Below are 26,023 nucleotides of genomic sequence, written 5' to 3'. Positions count from 1 at the left end.
CCCAGATTGGGGCTTCCCATTTTTATCAACTAAAATTAATAGCATAGATATTAAACTGATACTTGTAGGGACAGGGATAGGAATGCTACTAACTAAATCAAAGTTTAAGATGGCTTTAGAATGCCCAACAAAGCTCTGGTATTATGATCGACCTGATGAATATATAAACAAACAGGATGAAGACTCATTTCTAAAAGCATTGGCTGAAGGCGGTGCTCAAGTAGAAGCATTGGCAAGATATTATTATCCAGAAGGGATATCAATTGATGCCCCAAGTACAAAGGAAGCGTTAGAAAAAACTCAAGAGTTAATTAAGAGTGATTCGATCACCCTATTTGAAGCCTCCTTTCAATATCAAAACTATTTCCTGCGTGCTGATATCCTGCAGAAAAGACCAGGTCATATCAAAATAATCGAAGTTAAAGCAAAATCCATAAGCAAAGAAAAAGAAGCTAAGATGACAACTAAAAAATGGCGATCATATATTGCTGATATCGCTTTTCAAAAATGGGTGCTTGAGCAGCTATATCCCTCCTTCACCATAAGTAGTTATTTAATGCTTGTCGATACTGATGCTATTTGTCCAACTGACGGCTTAAATCAAAAGTTTCTAGTTCAAAAGGATAGCAATGGTAAAGCTATTGTCACATTAATATCACAATTAACTGACGAAGATTTATCGATAAAAATCCTAAAAGAAGTTAATGTTGACAATCATATAAGTTTACTTTGGCAAGTAAAAAATGACGAAGGACAAACAGTAAAAGACCAGTTTCACCATCTCAGCAAAATATATTTTAGTGGACAGAAATTCCCGCCTAAAGCAAAAGGCGAATGCAGTAATTGCCAGTTTAATACAAATGAATCAGACAAGCTCTTATCTGGTTTTAGAGAATGTTGGAGTGAAGCATTAGGGTACAACGAAGCAGATTTTAATGATCCTACCATTCTCAATTTATGGGATTTCCGAGACAAACCTAAATACTTTCAGCAAGGGCTGATCAAGCTAGAAGACATTGACGAAACAGAATTCAAAATTACCGAATCAGATAAACCTGGTATTTCCAGGACAGAAAGGCAATGGCTTCAGATAGAAAAAGTTAAAACTCAAGATAATAGTGTCTGGATTGATAAAGAAAACCTAAAGGCTGAAATGGACTCATGGAAATATCCCTTCCACTTTATAGACTTTGAAACAGCTATGCTACCAATTCCTTTTAATAAAGGTTCTCATCCTTATCAAGGTATCGCCTTTCAATTCTCACATCATACACTTAATGAAAACGGTCAAGTTTCTCATGTTGGTCAGTATCTGAATTCTGAGCTTGGAGTTGATCCAAGCATCGAATTTGTTCGCCATCTAAAAAAGGAATTAGAAAATGATGATGGGACAATATTTCGATATAGTAACCATGAAAATACCTATCTCAACTCTATTCTTGAACGACTAGAACAAATGATTGAACCTCCTAATGATAAAGAAGATTTATGCTCTTTTATACGTTCCATCACAAAGTCACCATCTGATAGCAAGGTAAAATGGGAAGGACCGCGTTGTATGGTTGATATTTTGGAATTAGTTAAACGTTTTTATTATGATCCACTAACTAATGGTTCTAATTCAATTAAACAAGTATTTCCTGCTATTTTAAATCGATCAGATTTCCTACAAGAAAAATATATCCAACCAATCTATGGAGCCGTAAATGGAATTCAAAGCCATAACTTTATAAATCAATGCTGGATAGTTAAAGAAAATAATCGAATAAAAGACCCCTATCATTTGTTACCACCAATTAATAAAGATATCTCTGATGAAGATGCTCAATTTTTATTTGATAGTGAAGACTTAAAAGAAGGTGGTGCCGCAACAATAGCTTATGCAAAATTACAGTTTACAAATATGAGTGATTATGAGCGAGAGGAACTTAGAAATGCTTTATTGAGATACTGTGAATTAGATACATTGGCCATGGTAATGATCGTTGAGGCATGGCAGGACATGCTACAAACTTAAATATTCATCTATTTGTTGGGTCAATTAATTAATCTGCACAATTATAGCTGCAGCTATCTGACATTCATTAGCAAAATAATATTTTACTTTGCCAAAGAATATGGCACTTGAATCAAATTTCTGATCACAGCAATAACTTCACTTAATGGTTTCTGCTCTAGTTCATTTTTTCTCAAAAAGGCTTTCCACATTGACTCCCTGCTTGGGTCGTTAGCAAACTCATCGGTCAGGCCAATAGGCAGCGCTTCAAGAAGATCCATACCGCGACGATTAAATGTAGCCTGTATAGCTTTAGCCAAGACTTGATTATCTATCTGTTCATTACCTAATAATACATAAAGATCCAAGTAGTCTTTTAATCGACTATTCGCCATGCCCAATAATGCAATTGCGTGCAGCTTTTCTGCAATTACTGTATAAATTGGATAAGTACGGATTTTAGGAGCAGGAAGATCAGTAAGAAGTACGGGATAATGGGCATCTATTGGCCCAGGAGTAACTGCATCACCATAACCAATATCAATTTGTATTTTAATCTTTGCTTTCGCCAGTTCCCCAAATAACTCAACTCTTGCTCCAGTATACCCCCCATCTTTTTTGATAGTGTCAACCGTCACTGATTCAGACAGAAAACTTATTCCATCATCTGCAGATATGCTGCAAATATTACTGAACGTTTGTTTAATATACGCTAGATCATTATCACCAAACCCCAATAAATCAATATCTTTAGTTGGGCGATGAGGCATGTCATACCATAGGTTAAATAGTAAGGCACCTTTCAACAAAAACTGTTTAGAATATTCTGATTCTCCAATTCGATATAACAAACGCTCTAGACCATAACGAATCAATACCGCATTAAAATCAGAACCTTCTTTAACAGCTATATTCTTTAAACGCGAGCGTATAGACTCACCAATATTTTTTGTCATTGAATTGCCTCAATATAAGGACGCATTACGTTTGCAACGCGACAAATTTTCGCATAATGCCATAGTTCATCAACTGTGACTTTATTTTTTGTATAAGCCTCTTTGAGCGCTTCAATGGCCACATCAAGTCCAATTTTATTGCGATGCTTGAAACAATCTGCAATTGTCTTGGCACGGTTATACACCCTTAGTTTAATATTATCTGATTCTATAATTTCAACTCCTTCACTAAAGGCTTCATCTGAATATTGCACCATTTTTAGCGGAGGATAATCCATTTTTGGCGCATGACTCCCTTTTGGCATAGCTATCCATACTTTTCGAGGTAGCTGTGTTGTTAGATCATGAATCTGCAAAGCAGTTAGCAGGCAAAACACTGCTTGAGGTACTCGGCTTGCTATAATAACCAGGCTTTCTTTTTCTGAAAACTCAGCCTCAGGCAAGCAATAGAGCCCAGAAGCGAGTTTTTCAAGTTTGTTTTCGCTAACAAGCCTCGAAATGGTCGCTCTAGTGATCCCCCTTTCGGTTAGATCGGACATTCGAACAATGCCCGTTTTACTAGCCATCTGGAGTACTTTTTGTTTATAGGTAGCTTCTGTCTTCATATTTAAATTATGATACATAATTTCGTTAATTACAAATAAATAACGAATATTTGTATCAAATGACCTACATTTTATCTTATTCTTCATTACGTCTCAAATAGTCATTTTTATGAAAACCAAATGGCTTTTCCAGTAAAATACCAATAAAGTGCTAAAATATCCTTGCGTGAGATTTGCGTGTTTGAGTACGACACTGTTATACTCTGTACGACATTTGTAGTGGTATCCCGTTGCAAATTATTAATTTAAAATCAACGAGTTAATTTTAAAGCTGGGGGCTCATAATCCGTTGGTCCTAGGTTCAAGTCCTAGTGGGCCCACCAATAAAATCAAGTAGTTACGAGTAGTTTTAGAAAGTTTGAAAAAGTCGTGTAGACGCAATGTAGACAGATTCATTCAAGACTTATCATGTTAGTTTTCATATCTTAATCTAATATATAATTATTAATATCAGAATATCTTTGGCATGGATGACAAAAGATGGTTAAAAACTATATACATATAAATAAATTACCAGACTTAACCAATAAAAAGTGTGAAGAATATAAACCTCGAGGGTCTGGCCTTGAAATGTGAATGGTTTGATAACCATACAATTGAAAATTCAAAATTCAAGGCCTGACCCTCTATTCCTGTATAATTATAGCTTAACTTAGATGTAGTCTGGCATTCGACAGTATGTGTATCGTTGTTTTTAATGAGGTCTGCTTATCTTCTCTTCACGATTATCAGTTAAGTACTCTTCCCTGACTATGTCATTTTAGAGTTTATTGGGGTGTAGTTATATCACTTGATTCCATAGGCATTTCCTGAGGCTGAGTTGAGTTTACAGGATCATGACTAGAAGGTTTAAATAGAGAAAGGTTAGTCAATGCAGTTCCCTCATAAGTTACCACTGTATCTTGATCATGGGGATTATGATCCAAGGTTTTATCAAAAAGAGCTACTAAGGGGTGATTTGATTTTATAATATTCCAGGCTTTGGGATCTTCATATAAAGCCAGTATCAACCCTGGAAAAGCATTCGCCATCTCACATAATATCGACTTATCCCTATCGAATTGACTTCCAACCAGGTTGAAGGCTATTGCTTGCCGTACCTCGGTATCCATTTTAGCAAATGATCCGACTCTTTTAATTGCATACAAAATGGACATTAGATCTCCAGTATCTATTAAAGCACTTAAGTTCTTAAGTACCGCTGTAAGGTATTCCAGGTGCTTTTCTGGATTATTAAAGGAGGCATGAGCTAAGGATTGTATGAATTTACTTAAATCAGTTCTCGATAAATTTGTGTCGATATAGGTTAAAAGAAGCGAAGTGAGATTATTTGGATCAATGTGTTGCCACATCTCAAAGTCAGACAAAAGAGGAAGTATTTCATCTTTATAATCTCGGGCGTAACTAGAGGAGCTCTTGAGTAATGTATTGAAATCAATAATGGCAGGAGCAAAGTTAACTTTTACTGCTTTTAAGATTAAACCAAGATCAGGATTTTGATTTAAATACACCACTTGGTAATCATTCTGGTACCATGCGATTATTCCATGATTTTCCTTTGCTGCCAGTTGTAATAATTTGAGTGAGAGTTTATTGAGGTCTGTTTTATGCCATTCTACAACTGCAGCAAAGGCAACAACTGGTAATTGGGTACTCAGTTCATTCAATAGATCGCGCGCTGGATTATCCTCTTCCAGTCTGGAGCGTTGTATTAATTCTTCAATTGCTTGTTTTTGTTCATTTCCGCTTTTTTGCAGTATATCAATCTTAATCTGTATTAAATGCAATTCCTCCTCTTCCCAAAAGTTCTTGTCCAATTCATACTGGTCTAATATGTTCTTGCCTCTCTTATCTTTAAAAGATAGAAGCGCACGCTCTAAATAAGAACGTGCTTTAACTAATTCTTTTCTATTCAAAAAATACAAAGCCAGATCTTTTTCCATTTCAAAAGTATCTATTTGAAATCTATATTGGCTTGATAAGAAGGTAATCATTTCTTCAGCTGCAAATGGATTACCTTGACTTAGTGCTTGGCGTAAGTAATATGTTCCTTTAATAAAATTTAATTTAATCGCAAATTGTGCATGAGCAAAAAAGCGTTCCTCACTTCTTGTTTTTAAAGCGATGGCATAATAATAGGTCAATTTACCGAATTCAGTTAATAAAATAGGATGTTGCTTTTTTAAAAGCTCTTCAACTTTTTGTTTCAATGGTCCCTCTGTGGTAAAGAAATGTTGATATAACGTGATAAACCCATCTGGATTTCCAGTAACGAAATTTAATAAATCAAAAGAGTTGGGCATGTTTTCATGTTCATTGAGTTTTATGTTCAATGCCTTTAATAATTTGAGATAGACACATGCTTTTAAATTTGATGAGGCAGAAGTTCCACTTAATAGTAAAAAGAGGTACATTAATTCAAGCAAGTTTAAAGACCCAGAACTTTCTTGCTTGCCCTTATCATGGGTAAGTTCTTCTCCGCTTTCCTCAAAGAAATGATGTCCGTGATTGTATAAAAACTGGGTGATTTTAGCCGCAGCTTCAAGATAGAATTTAACTCTAGGGGTAGCCATTTGCTTATTTATTTGAAACTCAAAAAAAGCATTCATTATCAATTCCAATAGCGAATTGAAATGTTGGAAGTTATACACTTTTTTTAGGCGAGCAATATCTGAGGATACCGCTTTTATTTCCCGAGAACCCTGTTCTAAATTGTTGAGGCTTTTTTCCAGATTTAATTTGAGTGAGTTTAAGTCAGCATAGAGTAGCGGAACGTTGCTTTTATCCAATAGTTTGATTTGTCCATTAATCACATCAATATATGTTTGACAATCCAAAGCTGCTCTACGAATATTCTCTACATGTTTTTCTGAAAGTGTATCAAGTGGTGTATCGGTTATAAAATGGGTATTGAATTTATTTTCTTGACCATGGATTAAATTACCTAGTTCAGCAAGTCGTTCTATGTCAAGAGCAGTTAAACTTTCAAATTCTTTAAAAAATAAATCAAGTTGTTGATTCATTTCTTGAGGATTGATTGTTAAAACGTTTATAACTAATACGCAAATAAATTCGGGAGATAAGATATTTATTTTGGATAATATATATAAAAGATCAAATTTTCCATCAAAATTGAATTGAATTACACCAAGAGCAAATTGGATTGCTTTTTTAACTTCTTCGGGATAATCGTTATCGTTATATCCAGTAATCAAAACAGGAGCATCAAAAATATTGCCATGAATGTTATCCCAGTAGGTTATACCTTTGTCACCATCAACCCAAAACCATAAATTATCATTATACACGCCTATTACTGTTGCTGCTCCCATAGGTGTCATGACACGTTGTAAAAAATAGGTGCCAAATTTACTAGTTGCGTCAAGAGTAATATCAAAAGAAAACCGATGTCCGCCTTTAGTAGTTAAAGTGATATTACGAACAGAAATTGTTGTACTTCTTAGGACTTCAAATTGTTTCACGATTACACCTTGATATAATTTTCAGAAGAGAAATTTTGATCGATTAAAAAAATTAATTGATAACCAAAGCAATTAAAAAATAAAAGAATGGTCATTATATGCACAGGATTAACCGATGATAACCCGTAAATTTTACGGGTATTATTGGTTAATTTTTGTTAACAGCGCTCCACTCCCTTTGTTTTAATCTGCCCTGCTATTCGTGATACTTACAATCTAGCCGCGAACAGAGGAGGGTCTTTATGACATAGTCAATGGTACCTAAGGGTTTATATAGCATTTACTTTCGTCACAAATATTTGTACAATTATCGGACAATTGTTTTTGACCAAAGGCACATGAAAAATAATATTGCCATCAGTAACGAGTTCTTGATCCAACGTATCGGTCAGGGTATTAAGTTAATCAAGCCAAACTCGAAGGAGCATCATTTTAAAGAACAATATCGTCACACAGTCGCAGATTTTCTTGAACAACCTTTTAACATTTGGTTTAGTAATACTGAATGTGCTTTTGTTACTTTAAATGATGGATGTGCGAATATATGCGGATTAGAATCTGTGAAAGCATCCGTTGGCAAAAGGCCAGTTGACTTTATGGTTCAGAAACAAGCCGTTATCGCTACCAACCATGATGAACAGATAATGATAAAAAAGAAGTTAGAAATTACTGAATTTGACCTTATTCGCTTTGATGGGTCGTCTCATCAATGTCTTCTCTTCAAACTCCCTTGGTATAATGACGAAAATAAAATAATTGGCACCTTTGGATGCGGAAGCATTATTGGCAAGCATAACTTAGCCGAATTTTTATCTAAATTAATTAGCCTAGATTTATTGAATATCAATGAAACTGGCGTTACTCAAACTAACTTTCCGTCTAAAAATGACTACACATTTCCTTATTTTTCACAACGCGAATCACAATGTTTGCACCTAACTGTCCGAGGTAAACCAGCAAAGCAAGTCGCTATCGAATTGGGAATTTCTCAACGTACGGTTGAAGAGCATCTGAATAATATCAAATTCAAATTAGGTGTTTTCTCCAAAGCAGAATTAATTGATAAGGCACTCAATTATTTTTATGAATTAAATCAATGAATAAAACTGGTGAAATAAGGCCAAAAGACTTGAAAAATCTCGAGGTCAGGCTTTGAAATGTGAATGGTTTAATAACCATACAATTGAAAATTCAAAACTCAAGGCCTGACCCTCTATGTTGTGCACAAGGCCTGATCCTCTATGTTGTGCATCTTTTATTGGGTAAATTAATCTGCATAATTATCGCTGCAGTTATCTGGCATTCATCAGCGCAAAAATAATATTTTACTTTGCCAAAGAATATGGTACTTGAATCAAATTTCTGATCACAGCAATAACTTCGGTTAATGGTTTCTGCTCTAGTTCATTTTTTCTCAAAAAGGCTTTCCACATTGACTCCCTGCTTGGGTCATTAGCAAACTCATCGGTCAGGCCAAAAGGCAGCACTTCAGGAAGAGTCATACCTCGACGAGTAAATGTAGCCTGTATGGCTTTAGCCAAGACTTGATTATCTATCTGCTCATTACTTAATAATACATAAAGATCCAAGTAGTCTTTTAATCGACTATTCGTCATACCCAATAATGCAATAGCATGCAATTTTTCTGCGATTACCGTATAAATTGGATAAGTACGGATCTTAGGGGCAGGAAGATCATTAAGAAGCACAGGGTAATGGGCTTCTATTGGCCCAAACCCCAATAAATCAATATCTTTAGTTGGGCGATGGGGCATGTCATACCATAAGTTAAATAGTAAGGCACCTTTTAACAAAAACTGTTTAGAATATTCTGATTCTCCAATTCGATATAACAAACGCTCTAGACCATAACGAGTCAATACCGCATTAAAATCAGAACCTTCTTTAACAGCTATATTCTTCAAACGTGAGCGTACGGACTCACCAATATTCTAACCACTTCTTCCCGCCATTGATATAAAGTTTTACCTAGAGTCTTTAGTGACTCAAAAGGACTTTCTTTCAGACTGGCAACCAGTTGAAGAAGGAGAGGTATTAAACGCGTACACTGCTTTGCAGTGCGATGTTTCCTCATGAGCAGCCGATGTAATCGTTGTTTAAATAGATAGCCGCAATGACAGGCTGTTGCTGCAAATAACGTTCTCATTTATTTAAGGCTCTTTCCCATTTAAGGGGGGCAGCTATAATCACCCGCAGAACACCTTAACACGCACCCTGTAATTTTCAAAATTTCTAAAACCATAAGCTCTTCACTGAATGAGTTTCATTTTGCGATGAAAGCCTTCTGTGATTCCATTTAGATTTACTAAAACGCCACATTCTGGAAACTCATCTTTCCAAGCCCCCAGTGTCTTACCCAATGAAGCTAAGGCTTTAAATGCACTTTGCTTTAATTCAGTAAGCATGTCTAAGAATGTAGGAATTTTGCGGCCAATTTAGGCCAAAATAAATACATCTCATACCATTTGCAAAAATTATGCTTATCTTGCGAAGGGCAATTGTTGATTAACAGGATTGAGCTCAACCAAGGTGATGGGCACCGGAAATCACACAAACCGAAACGATAACCATACATGATTCTAGAGAAAGCAAATAAGATGACCCCGCATGGTTGCAGTAATTTTGCTTTGAGCTATAGTATAAATGCAGTATGAAATGGAATTATTAACACACTCCAGGAGAAGGCAATGTCTGCAGCAACCGAACAATTACTCACCCCACAAAACTGCGTTTTTGTTTTTATTGATCACCAACCGCAAATGTCATTTGGTGTCACCAGCATTGATCGTCAGCTGCTTAAGAATAACGTGGTCGCCATGGCAAAAACCGCCAAATTATTCAATATCCCCACCCTCCTAACCGCGGTCGAAACAGAATCATTCAGTGGTTACATTTGGCCTGAGTTGATGGATGTGCTGCAACAAGACCCCATTGAGCGTACCAGCATGAACAGTTGGGAAGATAAGGTTTTTGTGGATGCGGTAAAAAAAACGGGGCGAAAAAAACTGGTTATTGCAGCACTATGGACAGAAGCCTGTTTAATTTTTCCCACGCTATGTGCTTTGGATGAAGGATATGAGGTCATCATGAATATTGATGCCTCTGGAGGTACATCGAAAGAAGCTCATGACGCCGCGATTCGTCGTTGTGAAAAACATGGTGCCGAGTCAATCTCTACAGTACAGTTAACCCTGGAATTACAACGTGACTGGAGTCGTAAGGAGACTTACGAAGGTATAACCAATATTGTGCGTGATCATTTCGGTGCCTATGGAATGGGTATTGAGTATGCAGCAAGCATGGTGCATGACTACGGGCAACGAGCAAAATATCTCCATAAGGTCATACAATCCCAAAAGAAAGCTTAATTTGTAGTTGCTTAAATTACGGACGGTAATGGAAGCTATTGATCTGGCTATGTTTCAGGAGAAAACTATTATGTCAAAAGGACATCCCGAACTTATCCTTTATCATGGAAAAGTCACAACGTTAGATAAACAAAAATCAGAAGTATCGGCCATTGCTTTATCGGATGGGGTAGTCACGGCGATTGGTAACGATGCAGAAATCCTGAAACTCGCAGGACAAGGAACACAGCAAATCAACCTTCAGGGTAAGCGAGTCATTCCAGGACTTAATGATTCACATCTACATCTTATTCGTGGCGGTCTTAATTATAATATGGAGCTACGCTGGGATGGAGTAGTCAGACTAGCTGATGCACTAATGATATTGAAAGAACAAGCAGAACGAACACCAAATCCACAATGGGTTCGTGTCGTAGGTGGATGGAGCGAGTTCCAATTCAAAGAACGCCGGATGCCAACCCTTGCTGAAATCAACCACGCAGCACCTAACACGCCTGTATTTATTCTGCATTTGTACGACCGCGCGTTGCTCAATGGCGCAGCACTTAAAGCAGCAGGAATTACTCGTGAATCACCTGATCCAATAGGTGGTCGAATTGAACGTGATCAAAAAGGTAATCCAACTGGTATGCTGATTGCTGAACCAAATGCAATGATTCTTTATTCCACCCTAGCTAAAGGTCCCAAACTGCCCTTTGAACATCAAGTTAATTCTACCCGCCATTTCATGCGCGAATTAAACCGCTTAGGGATTACCAGCTGTATTGATGCCGGTGGTGGATTTCAAAACTATCCCGAAGATTATCAAGTGATTGAAAAACTGCATCAAGAAGGTTTAATGACCGTGCGTATTGCCTATAATCTTTTTACTCAAAATCCAGGTAGGGAATTAGCTGATTTTCAACAATGGACTAAACAGATTAGTCCTTATAGTGGCGATGGCTTTTATCGTCACAACGGTGCTGGTGAAATGCTAGTCTTTTCCGCAGCAGATTTTGAAGATTTCTTGCAACCACGTCCGGATATGCCTGGAAAAATGGAAGACGAATTAAAAGATGTAGTACGTTTTCTTGTTGACCAACGTTGGCCCTTCCGATTGCATGCAACCTATAATGAAACCATTGATCGTGCACTAACTGTATTTGAATCAGTAAACAAGGATACAGCATTTGATGGTTTGCGCTGGTTCTTTGATCATGCAGAAACAGTAGATGAACACAATATGGAACGTATTAAAAAGCTTGGAGGTGGTATTGCAGTACAACACCGCATGGCATTCCAGGGTGAATATTTTGTTGAGCGATATGGCAAGGAAGCAGCACAAAATGCCCCACCCATTCGTAAAATGCTCGATATGGGAATTCCTGTAGGAGGTGGAACTGATGCTACTCGTGTAGCAAGCTACAATCCTTTTGTTTCTCTCTACTGGTTAATTACAGGAAAAACAGTTGGGGGACTTTCGCTATATCATGACAACAATCGGCTAGAACGTGAAGAAGCACTGCGCTTGTGGACGCAAGGTAGTGCCTATAAATCAAATGAAGAAACAGTAAAAGGCGCCTTATCTGTTGGTCAATATGCTGATTTAGCCGTACTCTCCGACGATTTTATGCATGTGGCTGACGAAGCAATTAAAGCGATTACTTCAGTACTCACTGTGGTCGGAGGCAAAATCGTATATGCTGCTGAAGAATTCAAATCCTTTGACCCACCTATGCCTCCACCTTCACCGGAATGGTCCCCTGTAGCACATTATGGTGGCTATGCAGTACCGCATTGGCATGGGTCTTCCTGTATGGTTCATGGACATGATGGAAAATTATCACGCTGGCTCGGATTGAATAAGACAGCCCATCATAGGCCTAATTTTGACAATCCATGGGCACTGGGTTGTGGTTGTTTTGCTTATTAAGTCAGAAAAGGGTGATGACCGAATTTTCATCTTCCACTTTGATTACAAATTGCAGAAGCACTTGAAGCAGTTGGTGATGAAGTTTTTATATTTGAGGGCTATAAAAGGCGTCGTATTGTTTTAAACTCAACTGAATCAAAATCCATAGAACGTTCCAAGCTTACATTAGGTGTTGCCGTTACTAGAGCCAAAAGGCATTGATGGCGCTGTTTGCACTATAGATAGATTCGGCTAGACTACTTTTAATCCACACACACGCACTAATCTATTGAGATTGCAATCTTACCTTTTCTGTTTCCAGCCTCGATTAGATCATGAGCTAACACTATTTCACTTAACTTCATAACACGTTCAATAATAGGCTTTATACCGCCCGCATCGACCACTTTTGCAATTTCAGCAAGCCTTTTCGCGGATTGAGTTGTAAAAACAAAATGGATCTCTGCATTAACTAGCCAGCCACTAATCAAGTTTTGAGGTTCAGATATATCGACAATTGACACTAACCTCCCTGAGGTTGCCAGTAATGAAAGACTATTTTCTATTGTTTTTTGACCCACGGTATCTAGGATAATATCAAAACCAGCGGGATAGTCTTGACGAAGTTCTTGATACAATGACTCTTTGCGATAATCATAACTGACATCAGCTCCTAGCATTTCTACAAAATCTTTGTTATGTAGGCCAGATGTAGTTACAACATGTGCTCCAAAAAATTTTGCAATCTGGATTGCATACACACCGACGCCTCCTGCTCCGCCATGAATGAGAACTTTATCACCCGACTTTAGGCGCCCCCTCTCAATCAAACACTCCCATGCGGTACCAGCGGATAACGGTAACGTAGCAGCTTGTTCGAAAGAAATCGTTTCAGGTTTTTTTGCGACTATGGTTGCTTTCTCGACATGATGCGTTGCATAACTCCCCTCGTTTTCGAGTAGCCTCGGGACATAGAACACCTCATCCCCAATCTGAAAACCATGAACACCTTTTCCAACCTTCTCAATGATACCTGCACAATCAACTCCGAGCCTAGCTGGTAATGTAATCGAATTGTTGTAGTCCCCCCTTCTGGTTTGTATATCGACAGGGTTTACGGAAGCAGCTTTCACTCTGACAAGAACTTCGTCGTAACCTGGATTGGGCGTTGGCTGATCCATAAGCTTCATCACGCTTGAAGGTCCAAATTGTTCAATTATTACAACTTTCATGTTTTTCTCCTAAATTTAAATTATAATTCGAATTCGATTCCTTTGGGATCACTATGGAACGTGCTGGCTGAACTAATTCTAAAAGTGCCAGCTGTTACAGCTGCTTATATTGAGCAACCACGAGACTTGCCAATCTTATCTCTTCGAGTCGCCTTGCGAGATACTTTTCCGCCTCTTCGAAATTGTCAGGACCAGTGCTTTCGCAAAGTCGTCGTCCGAAGACTTTTTGTCAATACACCAGACGCTGTCACGCTTTTGCAGCCCTGGTGTTCTTTTTCGTCCCATACAGAAATTCAAAATGAACTTGGCATCCTTAAAGCAAGAACACATAAAACTCAGCCTAAAGCCGTCCAATATTATGAAAGAGAATCTACTATATGGAAAGCACAAGACCCAAGTGGGAAAGGTGTTGTCCGTGAATTTTTTATGCCTTATGAATCAGGAATTTTATTAAGATATCTTTTAAAAAACGGTTTATCGCAAGCAATGAAACTTAATATCGCGGAAAATATCATTTTAAAGTTAGATAAGCTGCATCGTAAAGGTATAGAGCACAATGATATTAAGTCAGACAATATAATCAGCGATATACACAATATGGATGTTAAGCTAATTGATTTTGGTAAATCAAAGCCCAATACAAGCATAAGTCAACATTCTAAAGACTTAGCCCAACTTTTGGGCGAAGAGTATCGTCCTGCAATAAATGAAGCTTTAAATTCAAAAAAACCACTAAAACAACTCGCCTCATATGTTGACCTTTCAGATATTGATACTAATAATCCCAATAACTTGAAAGATCGATATATGAATCTATTGCATGCTAATAAAATTTCCGCTGCATCCATTTCACTTCGATTTCTTTAAAGATATAAGAGGAATCAGAAAAATTATTAGAAAGATGATATTCAAAACAATATTCATAGGCAAATCAGATACATAGGATCCTATAGAGTCCGTAAGAAACCAAACAATTATTCCGGATAATAGGGCATTGCGAATAAATTGATTAAATACAGATGGATGAACCAGATAAAACATCATCCATCCCCAGCCAATCATGACTCCACCTAAAACAGCACTGAGGGTCCGGGCCACTGCACTAAACTGGATATCAGATTGAAACCCACTCAGAGCATTAAACAAATAACGCCATAAAAAATCTGTATCGGGATAACTTGCAAGCAAGCTTATCAGTCCTGTTACCATGGTTAAAACGCAGGCACACCTAAGCCAATAATGATAGAGATGTTGTTTCATAATAGTTCCATATTGAGTAATTTATTTCCATATATCCACATCTTAATTTTATCATTTTTTGATTGGAGCTAATTTTTTATTTGGCTTAGTGTGTACGTCGTGTTGCATCACATTAAAAGGTAACCTTGTAAAAATTTAAACAAGTCTAAAAATTTAGGGGTCAAGTCTTTTGATTAAGGGTAAATTGAAAACTAATACGATAATCAAAAGATTTGACCCCTGTTCTCACTGCCAATAGTCAGATAATAGGATAATAGCAACCCGCCTTTGAATATGAATTTATCAGAATATTCAGAACGAGAAAGTCTGGCTAAAAATCGCTCTAGAAGTAATAGCTTCCAAACTTCATTAAAATTTTTACCTTTTTCTTTGCCAATATGTTTTAAGCGTGCTTTTAAGGCTTGTTCATTCATGTTGTCACCGTCAAAATATAAGGCTCAAGATTAAGTCCAAATTGTCTCGCATACTGCTGAAGTTTTTTAATATCCAATTTTTTGAATGCTCTACCACTCACTGCAGCTTTAAGCGCTTTAATGGCAATTTCTTTACTGAGATAACGAAAAGCGTCTATTATTGTTCTTTCTCTGTCAAAAATGACTACTGTTTCTCGTCCTACTGTATACAGTGTTTTACCTGTTTCCATATCACGCATTCTAACAATACGAGTATGCTCTCGTTTTGGCGCCGTAGTAGAATGAGGAACAGCTATCCAATGTTCTCGAGGCATTTCATCCGTCAGTTCATACAGAGCCAAAGCTGAAACGAGACAGACCACACCTTGCGGTATACTTTTGGTGATAATAATCAGATCTTCCCATTGAAAATCCGCATCAACAGAGGATTCTACCCCCCGATAAACACCATGACCAATGCGTTCAATCCGATTAGTTTTAACATAATAGCTGAGTCGGCTGGGGTGAATACGTGCTTCACGTGCCTCTGCGGCGTAAACGACTGGTCTTGTAAACTGATCTTTCAATGTAAGTTCATTATTTAGTTTCATACCTATAATTTTAATATTAAAACCCAATAACGGGTTTCAATATTAAAAAAATCCCGTAAAAATCCATTGTGAGAGTTTGCGTATTTGAGTACGACAGACCATGGATTGTTTTTATTAAAGATAAATCTTGGCTACCCTTTGTGAAAATGATTAAACGAAGCGATAATTATCTTTATTAAACTGCAAGAGCGATTTTTGCTTTTGGTAATGTATTGATTTAACCAAAACGATTTCTCGCTCGCCTTCAATTTCACGTTGCTGTGGCTCTATATGAATCACGTGGGCGAAATATCTACTGATTGAACATCCGCCAGCAATATAATCCAGAGATTCAAAATTAATTTCTTGATTGACTTGGCTGAGTATTAATACTCTCAAAGTATGCTGTTGAGCAATTAATTTCAATTCACGCACAAAATCATGGTATGGATCTATTTCTCTATGGGATACAATGGCTTGTAAATAGTCAATAATTAATAAAGAACCAGGTTTATCTTTTTTAATTTTTTCTATTAAAGTATTTTGATCAAAACAATTTACTTCTACCTCCATATATTGTTCTTGTTGCAAATCACACTCTAAATTTTGACATGAAATTTTATTTAAACGCTCAAAAATGAAGGATGCATTAACATGCATAGAGTAATATTTAACTGGTAATTTTATTTGTGCTGCATACAAAGCCAGATTAAGAGCAAAAGAGAGTTTTCCTGCACCCTCAGCCGCGGATAGCAATAACATTTCTCCAGGAAGAAATGATTGCCAAATGGATTCAACATTATTCATGCGCACTGATTTAAAATATTTATGCAGCAAAATCCAATGAGTAAATCCGTATTCATTGGCAACAAGATCAAGCGCTTGGCTTAGTGGAATATTCTTCGTTGAAGCTATTTTTTTTGCTGATAATTTAAGGGATTTTATTGAAGGAATACTTTTAGAAAAAGATATCATTTCGATCCTCATATTAGCGAAAAATAAACACTCCCTTCCTAATATTTATTTTTCTAAATATAAAAATCGAATTTCCTACTCTCTAAGAGTTTTGCACTGGAAGGGGGCTCGCTCAGGAAAAGCGTTATTGTCTAAGTTATAAAAAATAGTTTTACTTGTCAAATAAAAAGAAAAATTGCGCTAAATGCATGAGAACAGCACCAGGCAGAATAAAACTTGACACAAAGATCACTTGATCAAATCAAATAATTCTACTATTCTAGAATTATGGACATAAAAGAATCTCTAAAAATATTTGACACCCTATCACAAGAAACCCGTTTACAAGTATTTCGACTACTTGTTCAAGCTGGGCCTGAAGGGTTATCAGCAAGCGCAATTGGTGATGAATTGGGTATTTTACACAATACCTTGTCATTTCATTTAAGCCATTTATCGAATGCTGGACTTGTAAACTCATGCCGTAAGGGGCGTTATGTTTTTTATTCAGCTAATTTTGAATTAATGCGCGATTTTATCGCCTTTATGGTTCAGGATTGCTGCAGTAAACAACAAGTCAAAATTCAACAACCTGATACACAAAATTGTCTGGTTATTGAATTAAATAGTTGTTGTCCTTCTACTAAGGAGTAAATCATGAAACGTTTTCATATTCATATTGGCGTGAATAACCTCGCTGATAGCATCCGTTTCTATAATGCTTTGTTTGGAGCCAAGCCTGTCAAAGAGAAATCGGATTATGCCAAATGGATGTTGGACGATCCGCGCATCAATTTTGCAATCTCAACACGTGCTGGCAAGCGTGGGGTAGAACACTTGGGTATTCAAGTAGATGATGCCGCTGAATTAGAGACATTAAGAAAACAATTTTCAGAAGCCAATATTTCAACTCATAGCGATGGTGAAACAACCTGTTGCTATGCTAAATCAGAAAAATCATGGGTCAATGATCCAAGTGGAATTGCATGGGAAGCCTATCATACTATGGAAGATGCCCAATTTTTTTCTGGTGGAACAGCAACAGAAAGCTCTTGTTGCATGCCAGAAAAAAGCACAGCAACCTCTTGCTGTGATACAAAAACAACTGGATGTTGTGGCTGATGAATACCCAACCGTTAAGATTATTATTTCTTTGTACTGGTAATTCCTGTCGGTCTATTATGGCTGAAGCTATAACCAATCATTACTCCAATGGACGCTATCTGGCTTTCAGTGCAGGTAGCGATCCGACTGGAAGCGTACATCCCAAAACAGCAGAAACACTTGCCAATCATGGTATAAAACCAAATGCGCCTCGTAGTAAATCCTGGAATGAATTTAAGTCAGAGTCTATTGATTTAGTGATTACAGTATGTGACCAGGCAGCTCGCGAAAATTGTCCCATTTTCCCTAGGCATCCCAAAAAACTCCATTGGAGTATTCCTGATCCAGCTAAAATAAAAGACTCTGAAATTCAAATTAATACCGCATTTGAAGAAGTATTTAGGCAACTGAAACAACGGATAGAAAAGGAGTTGCTGTCATGAGCACGTGCAGCACCAGACGTCTTTCTTTTTTAGACAGGTATTTAACATTCTGGATTTTCCTAACCATGGTCACAGGTGTTGGGATCGGTTCACTCTTTACTGGAGCACCACAATTTATCAATTCCTTGTCTATTGGTTCCACCAATATTCCCATTGCGCTCGGGCTGATTTTAATGATGTACCCTCCCTTGGCTCGGGTGAAATATGAAGAATTACCGCTGGTATTTAAAGATTGGCGCATTCTGTTGTTGTCTTTAATTCAAAATTGGCTTATTGGTCCATTTCTCATGTTTGGGCTTGCTGTATTGTTCTTGCATGGTTATCCCGAATACATGACGGGACTTATTCTCATTGGTTTGGCACGGTGCATTGCCATGGTGATTGTCTGGAATCAGCTTGCTGAGGGAGATAATCAGTATGTTGCAGCCTTGGTGGCCTTTAACAGCATTTTTCAACTGTTGTTTTTTAGTATCTATGCCTGGTTCTTTCTCTCAGTCCTACCACCACTAGTGGGCTTAGCTGGGCAAATAGTTCATATCAATTTCATGACTATTGCAGAAAGTGTCTTTATTTATCTTGGGATTCCCTTTTTTGCTGGATTTCTGACTCGCTTTGTATTGATAAAGCAAAAAGGGCTGTATTGGTATGAAACCAATTTTTTACCAAAAATTTCTCCTATCACCCTGGTTGCCCTGCTGTTTACAATTCTGGCGATGTTTTCTTTGAAAGGATCTATGGTTTTACAACTTCCATTTGATGTAATTCGCATTGCTATTCCACTGACGATTTATTTTGTAATTATGTTTTTTATCAGTTTTGTAATGGGAAAAGTTATAGGTGCGAACTACGAAAAAACAACAGCTACTTCATTCACCGCAGCAAGCAATAATTTTGAATTGGCTATTGCTGTAGCAATTGGCACGTTCGGACTCAACTCTGCCATTGCTTTTACAACAGTCATTGGCCCATTGGTTGAAGTACCCGTTCTTATTTTACTTGTGAATGTTGCATTTTGGTTAAGAAAACGTTTGTTTTCAGAACAATCAATTTAGAACGTATGATGAATATTGGTTTTTTATCGCAACTTGTTACTCTTTTATCTGATTGGATATATTAATACGGTCGTCATTGTTATGCCGATTCTTCTTTTTATGATGGGTTCAAGTTTGGTCTTTCCCAACTCATCTGCAGGTGCACTTACACCTTTTCCTAAAATAGCGGGAACAGCAGGAGCTTTATTTGGTTTTATGCAAATTTTGGGAGGAGCAGGTTCAAGCAGTCTGGTTGCACTCTCTCAGGACCAGAATCAACTACCAATTGCAATACCTTTCATTATGACTGCATTGCTATCAATACTTATTTTTCACTTCTTTAAACATAATAATTAAGTGGCTTTATAATAGTAATCCCATTGTTCTGATTGCCTTTCCATTTATTAATATAGGGGGTAAAGTAGAGGATGTCTTTCCTAGGATTTATGTAATCTTCTCTAAATTTAGAAGTTTCTAATCTAAAATAAAAATTTGTATCAGTCTCAAACACAAAGTACACTTACTTTTTTAGTCACTTGTAAAATAAATTCATGAAAAAATCGGATTCCTTTTATAACTTAGAAACCATAGGAGGCATTTTATTATTTATTGCTGCAGTACTTGCAATAATTGTTGCTAACTCCCCTTATCGTATTGGTTATGAACATTTTTTAAGTATTAGTGGCAATGTCTCTGTTGGAAGCCTGTCTATAAAAAAACCGCTCCTTTTGTGGGTTAATGATGGATTAATGGCGATATATTTCTTATTGATAGGACTTGAAATAAAACGGGAAATTAATCGCGGAATTTTAAGTAACAAAACAAATCTTTTAGTTCCTGCCCTTACGGCATTAAGCGGATTGATATTTCCTGCATTAATCTTTGTTTTCTTTAATGCTCATAATCCAGTGTACCTTAAAGGGTGGGCTATCCCCACCGCCACCGACATTGCCTTTACCTTAGGCATTGTGTCTCTTTTAGGCACCCGCGTTCCTTTTTCACTTAAAATTTTACTCACCGCAATCGCTATTTTTGATGATATTGCAGCCATTATTATTATTGCATTATTTTATACCGAGAACTTATCGTTACTCTCGCTTTCACTCGCTTTATTGTTTACTTTGATTTTGATTGGCTTAAATTATTTCAAATGTCGTCATATCTCGGTCTTCATGCTTTTTGGAGCCGCTTTGTGGATTGCGGTATTAAAATCAGGAGTTCATGCCACCCTTGCCGGGATTGTGATTGCCATGACGATTCCTGATGAGGGGAAACAATCCATGCTGTCTCGTTTGGAAGATGGACTACATCATTGGGTTGTCTTTTTAATTCTTCCTCTGTTCGCATTTGCTAATGCAGGCGTTACCTTTATTGGACTTGATTTATCAATGTTTACTCATCCTATCGTGCTGGGAGTTGGCTTAGGATTGTTTCTTGGAAAACAATTCGGCATCTTCATCTCTTTAGGTTATTTTGTTAAATTCAAGCAAATTCTAAAAACGGATAAGGTGAACCTGACTCAAGTCTATGGCATTGCACTCATTTGTGGCGTTGGCTTTACCATGAGTCTTTTTATTGGCACTTTAGCGTACCAAAATAATGATTCAAGTTTAATGCCTATGGTTAAAATTGGGGTGGTTCTTGGTTCTTTTATATCAGGATTAGCGGGATTTTTAATGCTAAAAAAGGCATCCATCAAACGTTAGCTGTAAAGTACTTTTTTATACGGACAAACTGATTTGATTAAGGAAGATAATCATGGAGAAAAAGATAGCAATTGTTACTGGTGGTACTGGCGGGATTGGGACCGCAATTTGTCAACGCTTAGCAACGGACTATTGTGTCATTGCCTGCTACTTCAAAAATGGCAATCATGAAGAGGCCATTCAATGGCAAAAAGCACAACAAAAAGCAGGGTTTGAGATTGATATACTGTATGCGGATATTTCACAGTTTAATGATTGTGAACAGCTGGTTTCACTGATTATGGAGCGCTATGGTCAAATCGATGTCCTGGTCAACAATGCAGGGGTGACCCAAGATTCCAGTTTAAAAAAGATGATGCCAGAGCAGTGGCAATCTGTATTGGATGCGAATTTAACCAGTGTATTTAACATGACACGCAATACCTTACCCGCAATGCTTGAAAAAGGATATGGACGGATTATCTCCATTTCCTCCATTAACGGACGTAAAGGTCAGTTTGGACAATGTAATTACGCAGCGACTAAAGCGGCTTTATTTGGCTTTACCAAAAGCTTGGCGCTTGAGGTAGCCAGCAAGGGCATTACGGTAAACACCATCTCCCCTGGCTATATTGAAACCCCCATGCTGAGCACCATGCGAGAAGAGGTATTAAATACTATAATTTCAGCAATACCGGTTGGGCGTTTAGGCCTCCCACAAGATGTTGCAGAAACCGTTGTCTTTTTAGCATCCCCTGCTTCAGGTTTTATCACCGGGGCCAATCTGGATGTGAATGGCGGCCAGTACATGTAAGAGGCTCAAAAGCAATGCTTCAAACACGACGCTGAATCGTTGCTTTCTCAAAAAATCGTTTCAAGGAGGAATAAGTAATGCAACGATTTCATAATATTTTATTCGTTAGTCATGGAGTGAAGGATGAAACAGAAGCCTTACAGTTGGCACTAAAATTAGCTTCTAAAAATGAAGCTCAACTGCGTATCTTAATTACCTGCCCTCCTTTTCCTGACACACTGAGTGAGTATAAAACTTCTTATGAAGAGTCTCTAATTGATAAAATGAATAAAACCATTCAATCGGCAAAATCAGGGCTTGGCTTTCCTAAAAAGAAAATACCCATCGATATTGAAGTAGATTGTGGCACGACACCCGATATCCGAATCATTCGCCATGTCCTTAAAAATTCTCATGACCTTCTTATTAAAGCAGCGGAAACACCAGAGGGTATGAAAGGATTTAATGCCCTGGATATGGAACTATTGCGCAAATGCCCTTGTGCCTTGTTTCTTTATCGCCCGCTGAAACACACCCTACAAGACCTTCGCATTGCAGTTGCTATCGATCCCAAAGATGAAGAGCCTGCCGCACAAGATTTGTCGCTTCGTTTATTGGCCCTTTCGCATTCATTGAACACCTTTTATCAGGGGAAATTAAGCATCCTTTCTTGCTGGGAGTTCGAATTGGAAAATTATTTACGAGACAGTGTCTGGATAAAAGTCTCTGAAGATGAGCTCGAGAAAATGGTCGTTGAAGAACAAAAGGATCATGGATTGCTGCTGCGAGAATTAATTAATCGAGCGCAAATTCCTGCAGAATACCATATAGAATATCCCAAAGGGCAACCGGAGGAGGTCATCCCAGAGATCATAACTCATAAAAAAATCGACATTTTGGTAATGGGTACAGTCGCCCGCACTGGTATATCGGGATTTATCATTGGCAATACCGCAGAGAACATTTTGCAGAAAATTGATTGTTCATTACTGGCATTAAAGCCTCTCGGATTTGTTTCGCCGGTAAAAGCGTATTAATCAGGGAAAAAAGTATCATGGCAGAACAACCCAACATCCTCTCAGAACGATGCTGGCATGAGCAATCCAAAGAAACAATTCTCGCGACATTAAATACTACAGAGCTTGGTCTAAGCGAGGAGGAGTCTCAAAGCAGATTAAAGGTTTATGGCTTCAATCGCTTACCAGAGCCCAAAAGAACAAGCACTTTTTTCCGATTTTTACTTCAGTTTCATAACATACTCATCTATGTATTATTAGTGGCTGCCCTGGTGACTTCTTTCTTACAACACTGGGTAGATACTGCAGTTATTTTAGCCGTTGTTATCATCAATGCACTAATCGGATTCATCCAGGAAGGAAAAGCAGAAAAAGCACTGGATGCGATTCGAAAAATGCTCTCCCCTACCGCTACGGTAATACGAGATGGTGAGCGAGTGCGCATTGCCAGCGAGAAGCTTGCTCCAGGCGATATTATTGTACTGGAAGCAGGAGATAAAGTTCCTGCTGATGTACGTTTAATAAAATCTCATGGTCTTACTATTCAGGAAGCCATACTTACTGGCGAATCCGTCCCTGTTGAAAAACACATCCATTCTGTTTCAAGGAATGCTGTACTAGGAGACCGGTCGTGCATGGCATTTAGCGGGACACTGGTGACTGCTGGTCAAGGCAAAGGGATTGTTGTAGAAACAGGCTCCACGACTCAAATTGGATGTATTAGTGGATTATTGTCACGAGTAGAATCATTAACTACGCCATTAGTCCTACAAATGGGGCTGTTTGCAAAATGGCTCACTTTATTTATTTTATTAATTGCCGCAATTCTTCTTGCTTATAGTTATTTTGTCCAGCATCATCCGTTTGGTGAATTGTTTATGGTCATGGTTGGTTTGTCGGTTGCGGCAATCCCTGAAGGTCTTCCCGCGGTCCTTTCAATTACTTTAGCCATTGGCGTGCAAGCCATGGCGCGACGACACACCATTGTACGCCGACTACCTGCCATTGAAACCTTAGGCTCAGTATCGGTTATCTGTACCGATAAAACCGGTACGCTGACCCAAAATGAGATGACCGTCTCTTCGGTCTTAACCAGTAATCACTTATTTATTTTGGATGGCATTGGTTATGAACCTCAAGGAATGATTAGCTTTAACGAAGAAGTGATTGATAGCAACGAGCATCCTCTACTTAAGAATCTCGCACGCGCTGCAATGCTTTGTAATGATGCCACACTTCATGAACAAGAAGGGCGCTGGACTGTAGAGGGCGATCCGATGGAGGGTGCTTTACTCGCATTTGCCGGTAAAACAGGACTGATTCTAAAAGAAGAAAACGCATCGTGGGTACGTACCGATGTGATTCCTTTCGATGCCAGACATCGCTTCATGGCTACCTTAAATCATAACCATTTAAAACATGCGATGATCCTTATAAAAGGTGCTCCTGAACAAGTTTTGAAGATGTGCCAAAATCAACAAACCAATTGGGGCGAAATACAAGCTTTAAATGAAATGTATTGGAAAGAGCAAATGGAGCAAATCGCGGCCCGTGGACAGCGTGTACTGGCGTTTGCAATCAAAAAAGCAAAGCCAGAACATACCGTTTTGGAGTTTTCTGATGTTGAGGGCAGTTTGACGTTACTTGGAATGGTTGGCTTAATTGATCCTCCAAGGCCTGAGTCCATTACGGCGGTGGCACAATGCCATGCCGCAGGTATCGTAGTCAAAATGATTACAGGAGATCATGCCAGTACCGCACTTGCCATTGGTCGGCAAATAGGGCTTAAAAATTTGGACAAGGTATTAACGGGTGTTGATTTGGATAGCATGAATGATGCGATACTCCGAAATGCGGTATTGGATACCGATATTTTTGCCCGCACCAGTCCTGAACATAAATTAAGACTGGTCATGGCATTGCAATCGCATGGCATGACTGTAGCCATGACCGGCGATGGGGTGAATGATGCTCCTGCATTAAAACGGGCAGATGCTGGAATCGCCATGGGGAAAAAAGGCAGTGAAGTTGCTAAAGAAGCTTCTGAGTTCATACTGACAGATGATAATTTTGCCTCTATTGTGGCGGCTGTTCGGGAGGGCCGTACCGTTTATGACAATCTTAAAAAAGTAATTAGCTGGACCCTGCCTACTAATGCGGGTGAAGCAATGACTATTATTCTGGCACTGCTCTTAGACTTAAGTTTACCCGTAACGCCCATTCAAATTTTATGGATTAATTTGATTACTGCGGTGACGCTTGGTCTTGCTCTAGCCTTTGAGCCTACAGAAGAAGGAACCATGCATCGCCCGCCTCGCCCTCGAAGTGAACCTTTGCTCACTGGAAGTTTGGTATGGCATATTATTTTGGTTTCCATTCTATTTATCTGCGGGGTTTTTGGCATCTATTTTTATGCCCTAGATCGTGGTTATTCACTTGAGCTGGCCCGCACCATCGCGTTAAATACTCTGGTTGTACTTGAAATTTTTCATTTGTTTTATATTCGCAACATTTATACCACCTCACTTACATGGAAAGGGGTACAAGGGACCAAAATGGTATGGATGGCAGTCATCGTGATTACTGTGGCACAGTTTGCAATCACTTATTTTCCTCCTTTGCAGACACTATTTATTACTGAAGCTATCCCCTTTTGGGATGGTGTGCTAATCGTTCTTACTGGCGCAATATTTTTTGCTATTATTGAAATTGAAAAGCAACTTCGCTTAAGAATAAGTGTTATAAGTAAGGTCAACACAGGAGAAAATGGTCGTTTTGGTAGTAAAGTTCTTTGATAGATAGATCATTAATACATGCATTTCCTTTTAGCTAACTTGGCAGCTTTAATGGAACTATTGTAAATTTCGTCTATCCGCTACCCCGATAGCAATGATGTTGGTTATAATGAAAGAATCGATATGGGGTAAAAATTTATTGTGGGGAATTTGCGTATTTGAGTACGACACTGTTATACATCGCAGGACATTTGTAGTGGATTACTGCGATAAAAATTAAGCATATCTGGGGTCATATATCTGGGGTCAGGTCTTGCTTTTTGCCGATTTCTAGGCAATAGGCAAAAAGCAAGACCCGAACCCTTTTGTTGCTGTCCAATTAGGGTTTCGGTAGATTTATTTATTACAGAATTAAGACCAAGATCACCCCTATAAACCTAAACTGCTCACTATTTGTAAACATGTTCGC

General features: G+C 38.1%; 24 protein-coding genes and 1 pseudogene. 14 read left to right on the top strand and 11 right to left on the bottom strand.

Going from position 1 to position 26,023, the window contains the following annotated elements; genetic code table 11:
• The first annotated feature begins 82 nt into the window (after positions 1 to 82).
• Positions 83 to 2,017, top strand: coding sequence for a DUF2779 domain-containing protein (locus tag FOLKNPGA_RS02815; RefSeq protein WP_255466045.1), 1,935 nt, complete (start codon positions 83 to 85; stop codon positions 2,015 to 2,017).
• An 83-nt stretch (positions 2,018 to 2,100) separates the two neighbouring features.
• Here the strand turns inward: FOLKNPGA_RS02815 and FOLKNPGA_RS02810 are convergent, their stop codons facing one another.
• From FOLKNPGA_RS02810 to FOLKNPGA_RS02800, 3 genes are all read right to left on the bottom strand, one after another.
• Positions 2,101 to 2,952: a nucleotidyl transferase AbiEii/AbiGii toxin family protein gene (locus FOLKNPGA_RS02810; RefSeq protein ID WP_182351658.1), complete on the bottom strand. Its 852-nt coding sequence runs from the start codon at positions 2,950 to 2,952 to the stop codon at positions 2,101 to 2,103.
• The gene (locus FOLKNPGA_RS02805; protein ID WP_255466044.1) at positions 2,949 to 3,644 is read right to left on the bottom strand and encodes an AbiEi antitoxin N-terminal domain-containing protein; all 696 of its coding nucleotides are present in this window, start codon (positions 3,642 to 3,644) and stop codon (positions 2,949 to 2,951) included. The genes FOLKNPGA_RS02810 and FOLKNPGA_RS02805 overlap by 4 nt, the downstream gene beginning before the upstream one ends.
• A 680-nt stretch (positions 3,645 to 4,324) precedes the next feature.
• Positions 4,325 to 7,039, bottom strand: a complete 2,715-nt coding sequence (locus tag FOLKNPGA_RS02800; protein ID WP_182351657.1) for a hypothetical protein — start codon at positions 7,037 to 7,039, stop codon at positions 4,325 to 4,327.
• A gap of 338 nt (positions 7,040 to 7,377) precedes the next feature.
• Between FOLKNPGA_RS02800 and FOLKNPGA_RS02795 the strand changes: the two genes are divergently transcribed.
• A complete protein-coding gene (locus FOLKNPGA_RS02795) occupies positions 7,378 to 8,139 on the top strand; it encodes a helix-turn-helix transcriptional regulator (RefSeq protein ID WP_182351656.1) in 762 nt (253 codons plus the stop codon).
• A 225-nt stretch (positions 8,140 to 8,364) separates the two neighbouring features.
• On the opposite strand, the gene FOLKNPGA_RS02790 is transcribed toward FOLKNPGA_RS02795, so the two are convergent.
• The 3 genes and pseudogenes from FOLKNPGA_RS02790 to FOLKNPGA_RS02780 form a co-directional block, all read right to left on the bottom strand.
• On the bottom strand, positions 8,365 to 8,964 hold the full coding sequence (locus FOLKNPGA_RS02790) for a nucleotidyl transferase AbiEii/AbiGii toxin family protein (protein WP_255466043.1): 600 nt from the start codon (positions 8,962 to 8,964) through the stop codon (positions 8,365 to 8,367).
• Between the two features lie 23 nt (positions 8,965 to 8,987).
• Positions 8,988 to 9,202, bottom strand: a pseudogene (locus FOLKNPGA_RS02785) (ISL3 family transposase); the annotation flags it as partial.
• A 107-nt stretch (positions 9,203 to 9,309) separates the two neighbouring features.
• Complete coding sequence (locus FOLKNPGA_RS02780) at positions 9,310 to 9,465, bottom strand: hypothetical protein (protein WP_370529177.1); 156 nt, start codon at positions 9,463 to 9,465, stop codon at positions 9,310 to 9,312.
• Positions 9,466 to 9,747: 282 nt separating this feature from the next.
• On the opposite strand from FOLKNPGA_RS02780, the gene FOLKNPGA_RS02775 reads away from it, so the two are divergent.
• Positions 9,748 to 10,428, top strand: coding sequence for a hydrolase (locus FOLKNPGA_RS02775; protein WP_182351655.1), 681 nt, complete (start codon positions 9,748 to 9,750; stop codon positions 10,426 to 10,428).
• Between the two features lie 70 nt (positions 10,429 to 10,498).
• A complete protein-coding gene (locus FOLKNPGA_RS02770) occupies positions 10,499 to 12,340 on the top strand; it encodes an amidohydrolase (protein ID WP_182351654.1) in 1,842 nt (613 codons plus the stop codon).
• 260 nt (positions 12,341 to 12,600) lie between these two features.
• Here FOLKNPGA_RS02770 and FOLKNPGA_RS02765 read toward each other — a convergent pair whose 3' ends face one another.
• Positions 12,601 to 13,551 carry a zinc-binding dehydrogenase gene (locus tag FOLKNPGA_RS02765; RefSeq protein WP_220471047.1) on the bottom strand — a complete coding sequence of 317 codons (951 nt, stop codon included), beginning with the start codon at positions 13,549 to 13,551 and terminating at the stop codon, positions 12,601 to 12,603.
• Positions 13,552 to 13,611: 60 nt separating this feature from the next.
• Here FOLKNPGA_RS02765 and FOLKNPGA_RS02760 point away from each other — a divergent pair, with 60 nt between their 5' ends.
• Positions 13,612 to 14,418 (top strand): lipopolysaccharide kinase InaA family protein, encoded by an 807-nt coding sequence (locus FOLKNPGA_RS02760; RefSeq protein ID WP_182351653.1) that lies wholly within the window; start codon positions 13,612 to 13,614, stop codon positions 14,416 to 14,418.
• Here FOLKNPGA_RS02760 and FOLKNPGA_RS02755 read toward each other — a convergent pair.
• From FOLKNPGA_RS02755 to FOLKNPGA_RS02740, 4 genes are all read right to left on the bottom strand, one after another.
• On the bottom strand, positions 14,401 to 14,811 hold the full coding sequence (locus tag FOLKNPGA_RS02755) for a hypothetical protein (protein WP_182351652.1): 411 nt from the start codon (positions 14,809 to 14,811) through the stop codon (positions 14,401 to 14,403). The genes FOLKNPGA_RS02760 and FOLKNPGA_RS02755 overlap by 18 nt on opposite strands.
• A gap of 203 nt (positions 14,812 to 15,014) precedes the next feature.
• A complete protein-coding gene (locus FOLKNPGA_RS02750; protein WP_182351651.1) occupies positions 15,015 to 15,224 on the bottom strand; it encodes a nucleotidyl transferase AbiEii/AbiGii toxin family protein in 210 nt (69 codons plus the stop codon).
• On the bottom strand, positions 15,221 to 15,814 hold the full coding sequence (locus tag FOLKNPGA_RS02745; RefSeq protein WP_182351650.1) for a type IV toxin-antitoxin system AbiEi family antitoxin domain-containing protein: 594 nt from the start codon (positions 15,812 to 15,814) through the stop codon (positions 15,221 to 15,223). The genes FOLKNPGA_RS02750 and FOLKNPGA_RS02745 overlap by 4 nt, the downstream gene beginning before the upstream one ends.
• A 150-nt stretch (positions 15,815 to 15,964) precedes the next feature.
• Positions 15,965 to 16,768, bottom strand: coding sequence for a hypothetical protein (locus FOLKNPGA_RS02740; protein WP_182351649.1), 804 nt, complete (start codon positions 16,766 to 16,768; stop codon positions 15,965 to 15,967).
• A 267-nt stretch (positions 16,769 to 17,035) separates the two neighbouring features.
• Between FOLKNPGA_RS02740 and FOLKNPGA_RS02735 the strand changes: the two genes are divergently transcribed.
• The 9 genes from FOLKNPGA_RS02735 (at position 17,036) to FOLKNPGA_RS02695 (ending at position 25,614) form a co-directional block, all read left to right on the top strand.
• The gene (locus FOLKNPGA_RS02735; protein ID WP_182351648.1) at positions 17,036 to 17,401 is read left to right on the top strand and encodes a helix-turn-helix transcriptional regulator; all 366 of its coding nucleotides are present in this window, start codon (positions 17,036 to 17,038) and stop codon (positions 17,399 to 17,401) included.
• A 3-nt stretch (positions 17,402 to 17,404) separates the two neighbouring features.
• On the top strand, positions 17,405 to 17,869 hold the full coding sequence (locus FOLKNPGA_RS02730) for an ArsI/CadI family heavy metal resistance metalloenzyme (RefSeq protein ID WP_182351647.1): 465 nt from the start codon (positions 17,405 to 17,407) through the stop codon (positions 17,867 to 17,869).
• Positions 17,869 to 18,294 carry an arsenate reductase ArsC gene (locus tag FOLKNPGA_RS02725; protein WP_182351646.1) on the top strand — a complete coding sequence of 142 codons (426 nt, stop codon included), beginning with the start codon at positions 17,869 to 17,871 and terminating at the stop codon, positions 18,292 to 18,294. The genes FOLKNPGA_RS02730 and FOLKNPGA_RS02725 overlap by 1 nt, the downstream gene beginning before the upstream one ends.
• On the top strand, positions 18,291 to 19,346 hold the full coding sequence (gene arsB, locus FOLKNPGA_RS02720) for an ACR3 family arsenite efflux transporter (RefSeq protein ID WP_182351645.1): 1,056 nt from the start codon (positions 18,291 to 18,293) through the stop codon (positions 19,344 to 19,346). Before FOLKNPGA_RS02725 ends, arsB begins: the two co-directional genes overlap by 4 nt.
• A 15-nt stretch (positions 19,347 to 19,361) precedes the next feature.
• Positions 19,362 to 19,682, top strand: coding sequence for a hypothetical protein (locus FOLKNPGA_RS02715; RefSeq protein WP_182351644.1), 321 nt, complete (start codon positions 19,362 to 19,364; stop codon positions 19,680 to 19,682).
• A 194-nt stretch (positions 19,683 to 19,876) separates the two neighbouring features.
• On the top strand, positions 19,877 to 21,031 hold the full coding sequence (gene nhaA, locus FOLKNPGA_RS02710) for a Na+/H+ antiporter NhaA (protein WP_182351643.1): 1,155 nt from the start codon (positions 19,877 to 19,879) through the stop codon (positions 21,029 to 21,031).
• Positions 21,032 to 21,083: 52 nt separating this feature from the next.
• A complete protein-coding gene (phbB, locus tag FOLKNPGA_RS02705; protein WP_182351642.1) occupies positions 21,084 to 21,824 on the top strand; it encodes an acetoacetyl-CoA reductase in 741 nt (246 codons plus the stop codon).
• Between the two features lie 77 nt (positions 21,825 to 21,901).
• Positions 21,902 to 22,840, top strand: a complete 939-nt coding sequence (locus tag FOLKNPGA_RS02700; protein ID WP_182351641.1) for a universal stress protein — start codon at positions 21,902 to 21,904, stop codon at positions 22,838 to 22,840.
• A gap of 17 nt (positions 22,841 to 22,857) precedes the next feature.
• Positions 22,858 to 25,614: a cation-transporting P-type ATPase gene (locus tag FOLKNPGA_RS02695; protein WP_182351640.1), complete on the top strand. Its 2,757-nt coding sequence runs from the start codon at positions 22,858 to 22,860 to the stop codon at positions 25,612 to 25,614.
• Positions 25,615 to 26,023 lie beyond the last annotated feature (409 nt).

The organism is Legionella sp. PC1000 (assembly GCF_014109805.1).
In the GTDB taxonomy this organism is placed as follows: domain Bacteria; phylum Pseudomonadota; class Gammaproteobacteria; order Legionellales; family Legionellaceae; genus Legionella; species Legionella resiliens.
This window is presented reverse-complemented; position numbering and strand designations above follow the sequence as displayed.

Bases quoted from the DNA above. Each gene is read 5' to 3' on its own strand.
- FOLKNPGA_RS02695 (WP_182351640.1), top strand. From the start codon at position 22,858: ATGGCAGAACAACCCAACATCCTCTCAGAACGATGCTGGCATGAGCAA.
- FOLKNPGA_RS02795 (WP_182351656.1), top strand. From the start codon at position 7,378: ATGAAAAATAATATTGCCATCAGTAACGAGTTCTTGATCCAACGTATC.
- phbB (WP_182351642.1), top strand. From the start codon at position 21,084: ATGGAGAAAAAGATAGCAATTGTTACTGGTGGTACTGGCGGGATTGGG.
- FOLKNPGA_RS02765 (WP_220471047.1), bottom strand. From the start codon at position 13,551: ATGAAAGTTGTAATAATTGAACAATTTGGACCTTCAAGCGTGATGAAG.
- FOLKNPGA_RS02725 (WP_182351646.1), top strand. From the start codon at position 17,869: ATGAATACCCAACCGTTAAGATTATTATTTCTTTGTACTGGTAATTCC.
- FOLKNPGA_RS02740 (WP_182351649.1), bottom strand. From the start codon at position 16,768: ATGATATCTTTTTCTAAAAGTATTCCTTCAATAAAATCCCTTAAATTA.
- FOLKNPGA_RS02810 (WP_182351658.1), bottom strand. From the start codon at position 2,952: ATGACAAAAAATATTGGTGAGTCTATACGCTCGCGTTTAAAGAATATA.
- FOLKNPGA_RS02755 (WP_182351652.1), bottom strand. From the start codon at position 14,811: ATGAAACAACATCTCTATCATTATTGGCTTAGGTGTGCCTGCGTTTTA.
- FOLKNPGA_RS02700 (WP_182351641.1), top strand. From the start codon at position 21,902: ATGCAACGATTTCATAATATTTTATTCGTTAGTCATGGAGTGAAGGAT.
- FOLKNPGA_RS02745 (WP_182351650.1), bottom strand. From the start codon at position 15,814: ATGAAACTAAATAATGAACTTACATTGAAAGATCAGTTTACAAGACCA.
- FOLKNPGA_RS02730 (WP_182351647.1), top strand. From the start codon at position 17,405: ATGAAACGTTTTCATATTCATATTGGCGTGAATAACCTCGCTGATAGC.
- nhaA (WP_182351643.1), top strand. From the start codon at position 19,877: ATGAAAAAATCGGATTCCTTTTATAACTTAGAAACCATAGGAGGCATT.
- FOLKNPGA_RS02775 (WP_182351655.1), top strand. From the start codon at position 9,748: ATGTCTGCAGCAACCGAACAATTACTCACCCCACAAAACTGCGTTTTT.
- FOLKNPGA_RS02805 (WP_255466044.1), bottom strand. From the start codon at position 3,644: ATGAAGAATAAGATAAAATGTAGGTCATTTGATACAAATATTCGTTAT.
- arsB (WP_182351645.1), top strand. From the start codon at position 18,291: ATGAGCACGTGCAGCACCAGACGTCTTTCTTTTTTAGACAGGTATTTA.
- FOLKNPGA_RS02735 (WP_182351648.1), top strand. From the start codon at position 17,036: ATGGACATAAAAGAATCTCTAAAAATATTTGACACCCTATCACAAGAA.
- FOLKNPGA_RS02815 (WP_255466045.1), top strand. From the start codon at position 83: ATGCTACTAACTAAATCAAAGTTTAAGATGGCTTTAGAATGCCCAACA.
- FOLKNPGA_RS02780 (WP_370529177.1), bottom strand. From the start codon at position 9,465: ATGCTTACTGAATTAAAGCAAAGTGCATTTAAAGCCTTAGCTTCATTG.
- FOLKNPGA_RS02750 (WP_182351651.1), bottom strand. From the start codon at position 15,224: ATGAATGAACAAGCCTTAAAAGCACGCTTAAAACATATTGGCAAAGAA.
- FOLKNPGA_RS02770 (WP_182351654.1), top strand. From the start codon at position 10,499: ATGTCAAAAGGACATCCCGAACTTATCCTTTATCATGGAAAAGTCACA.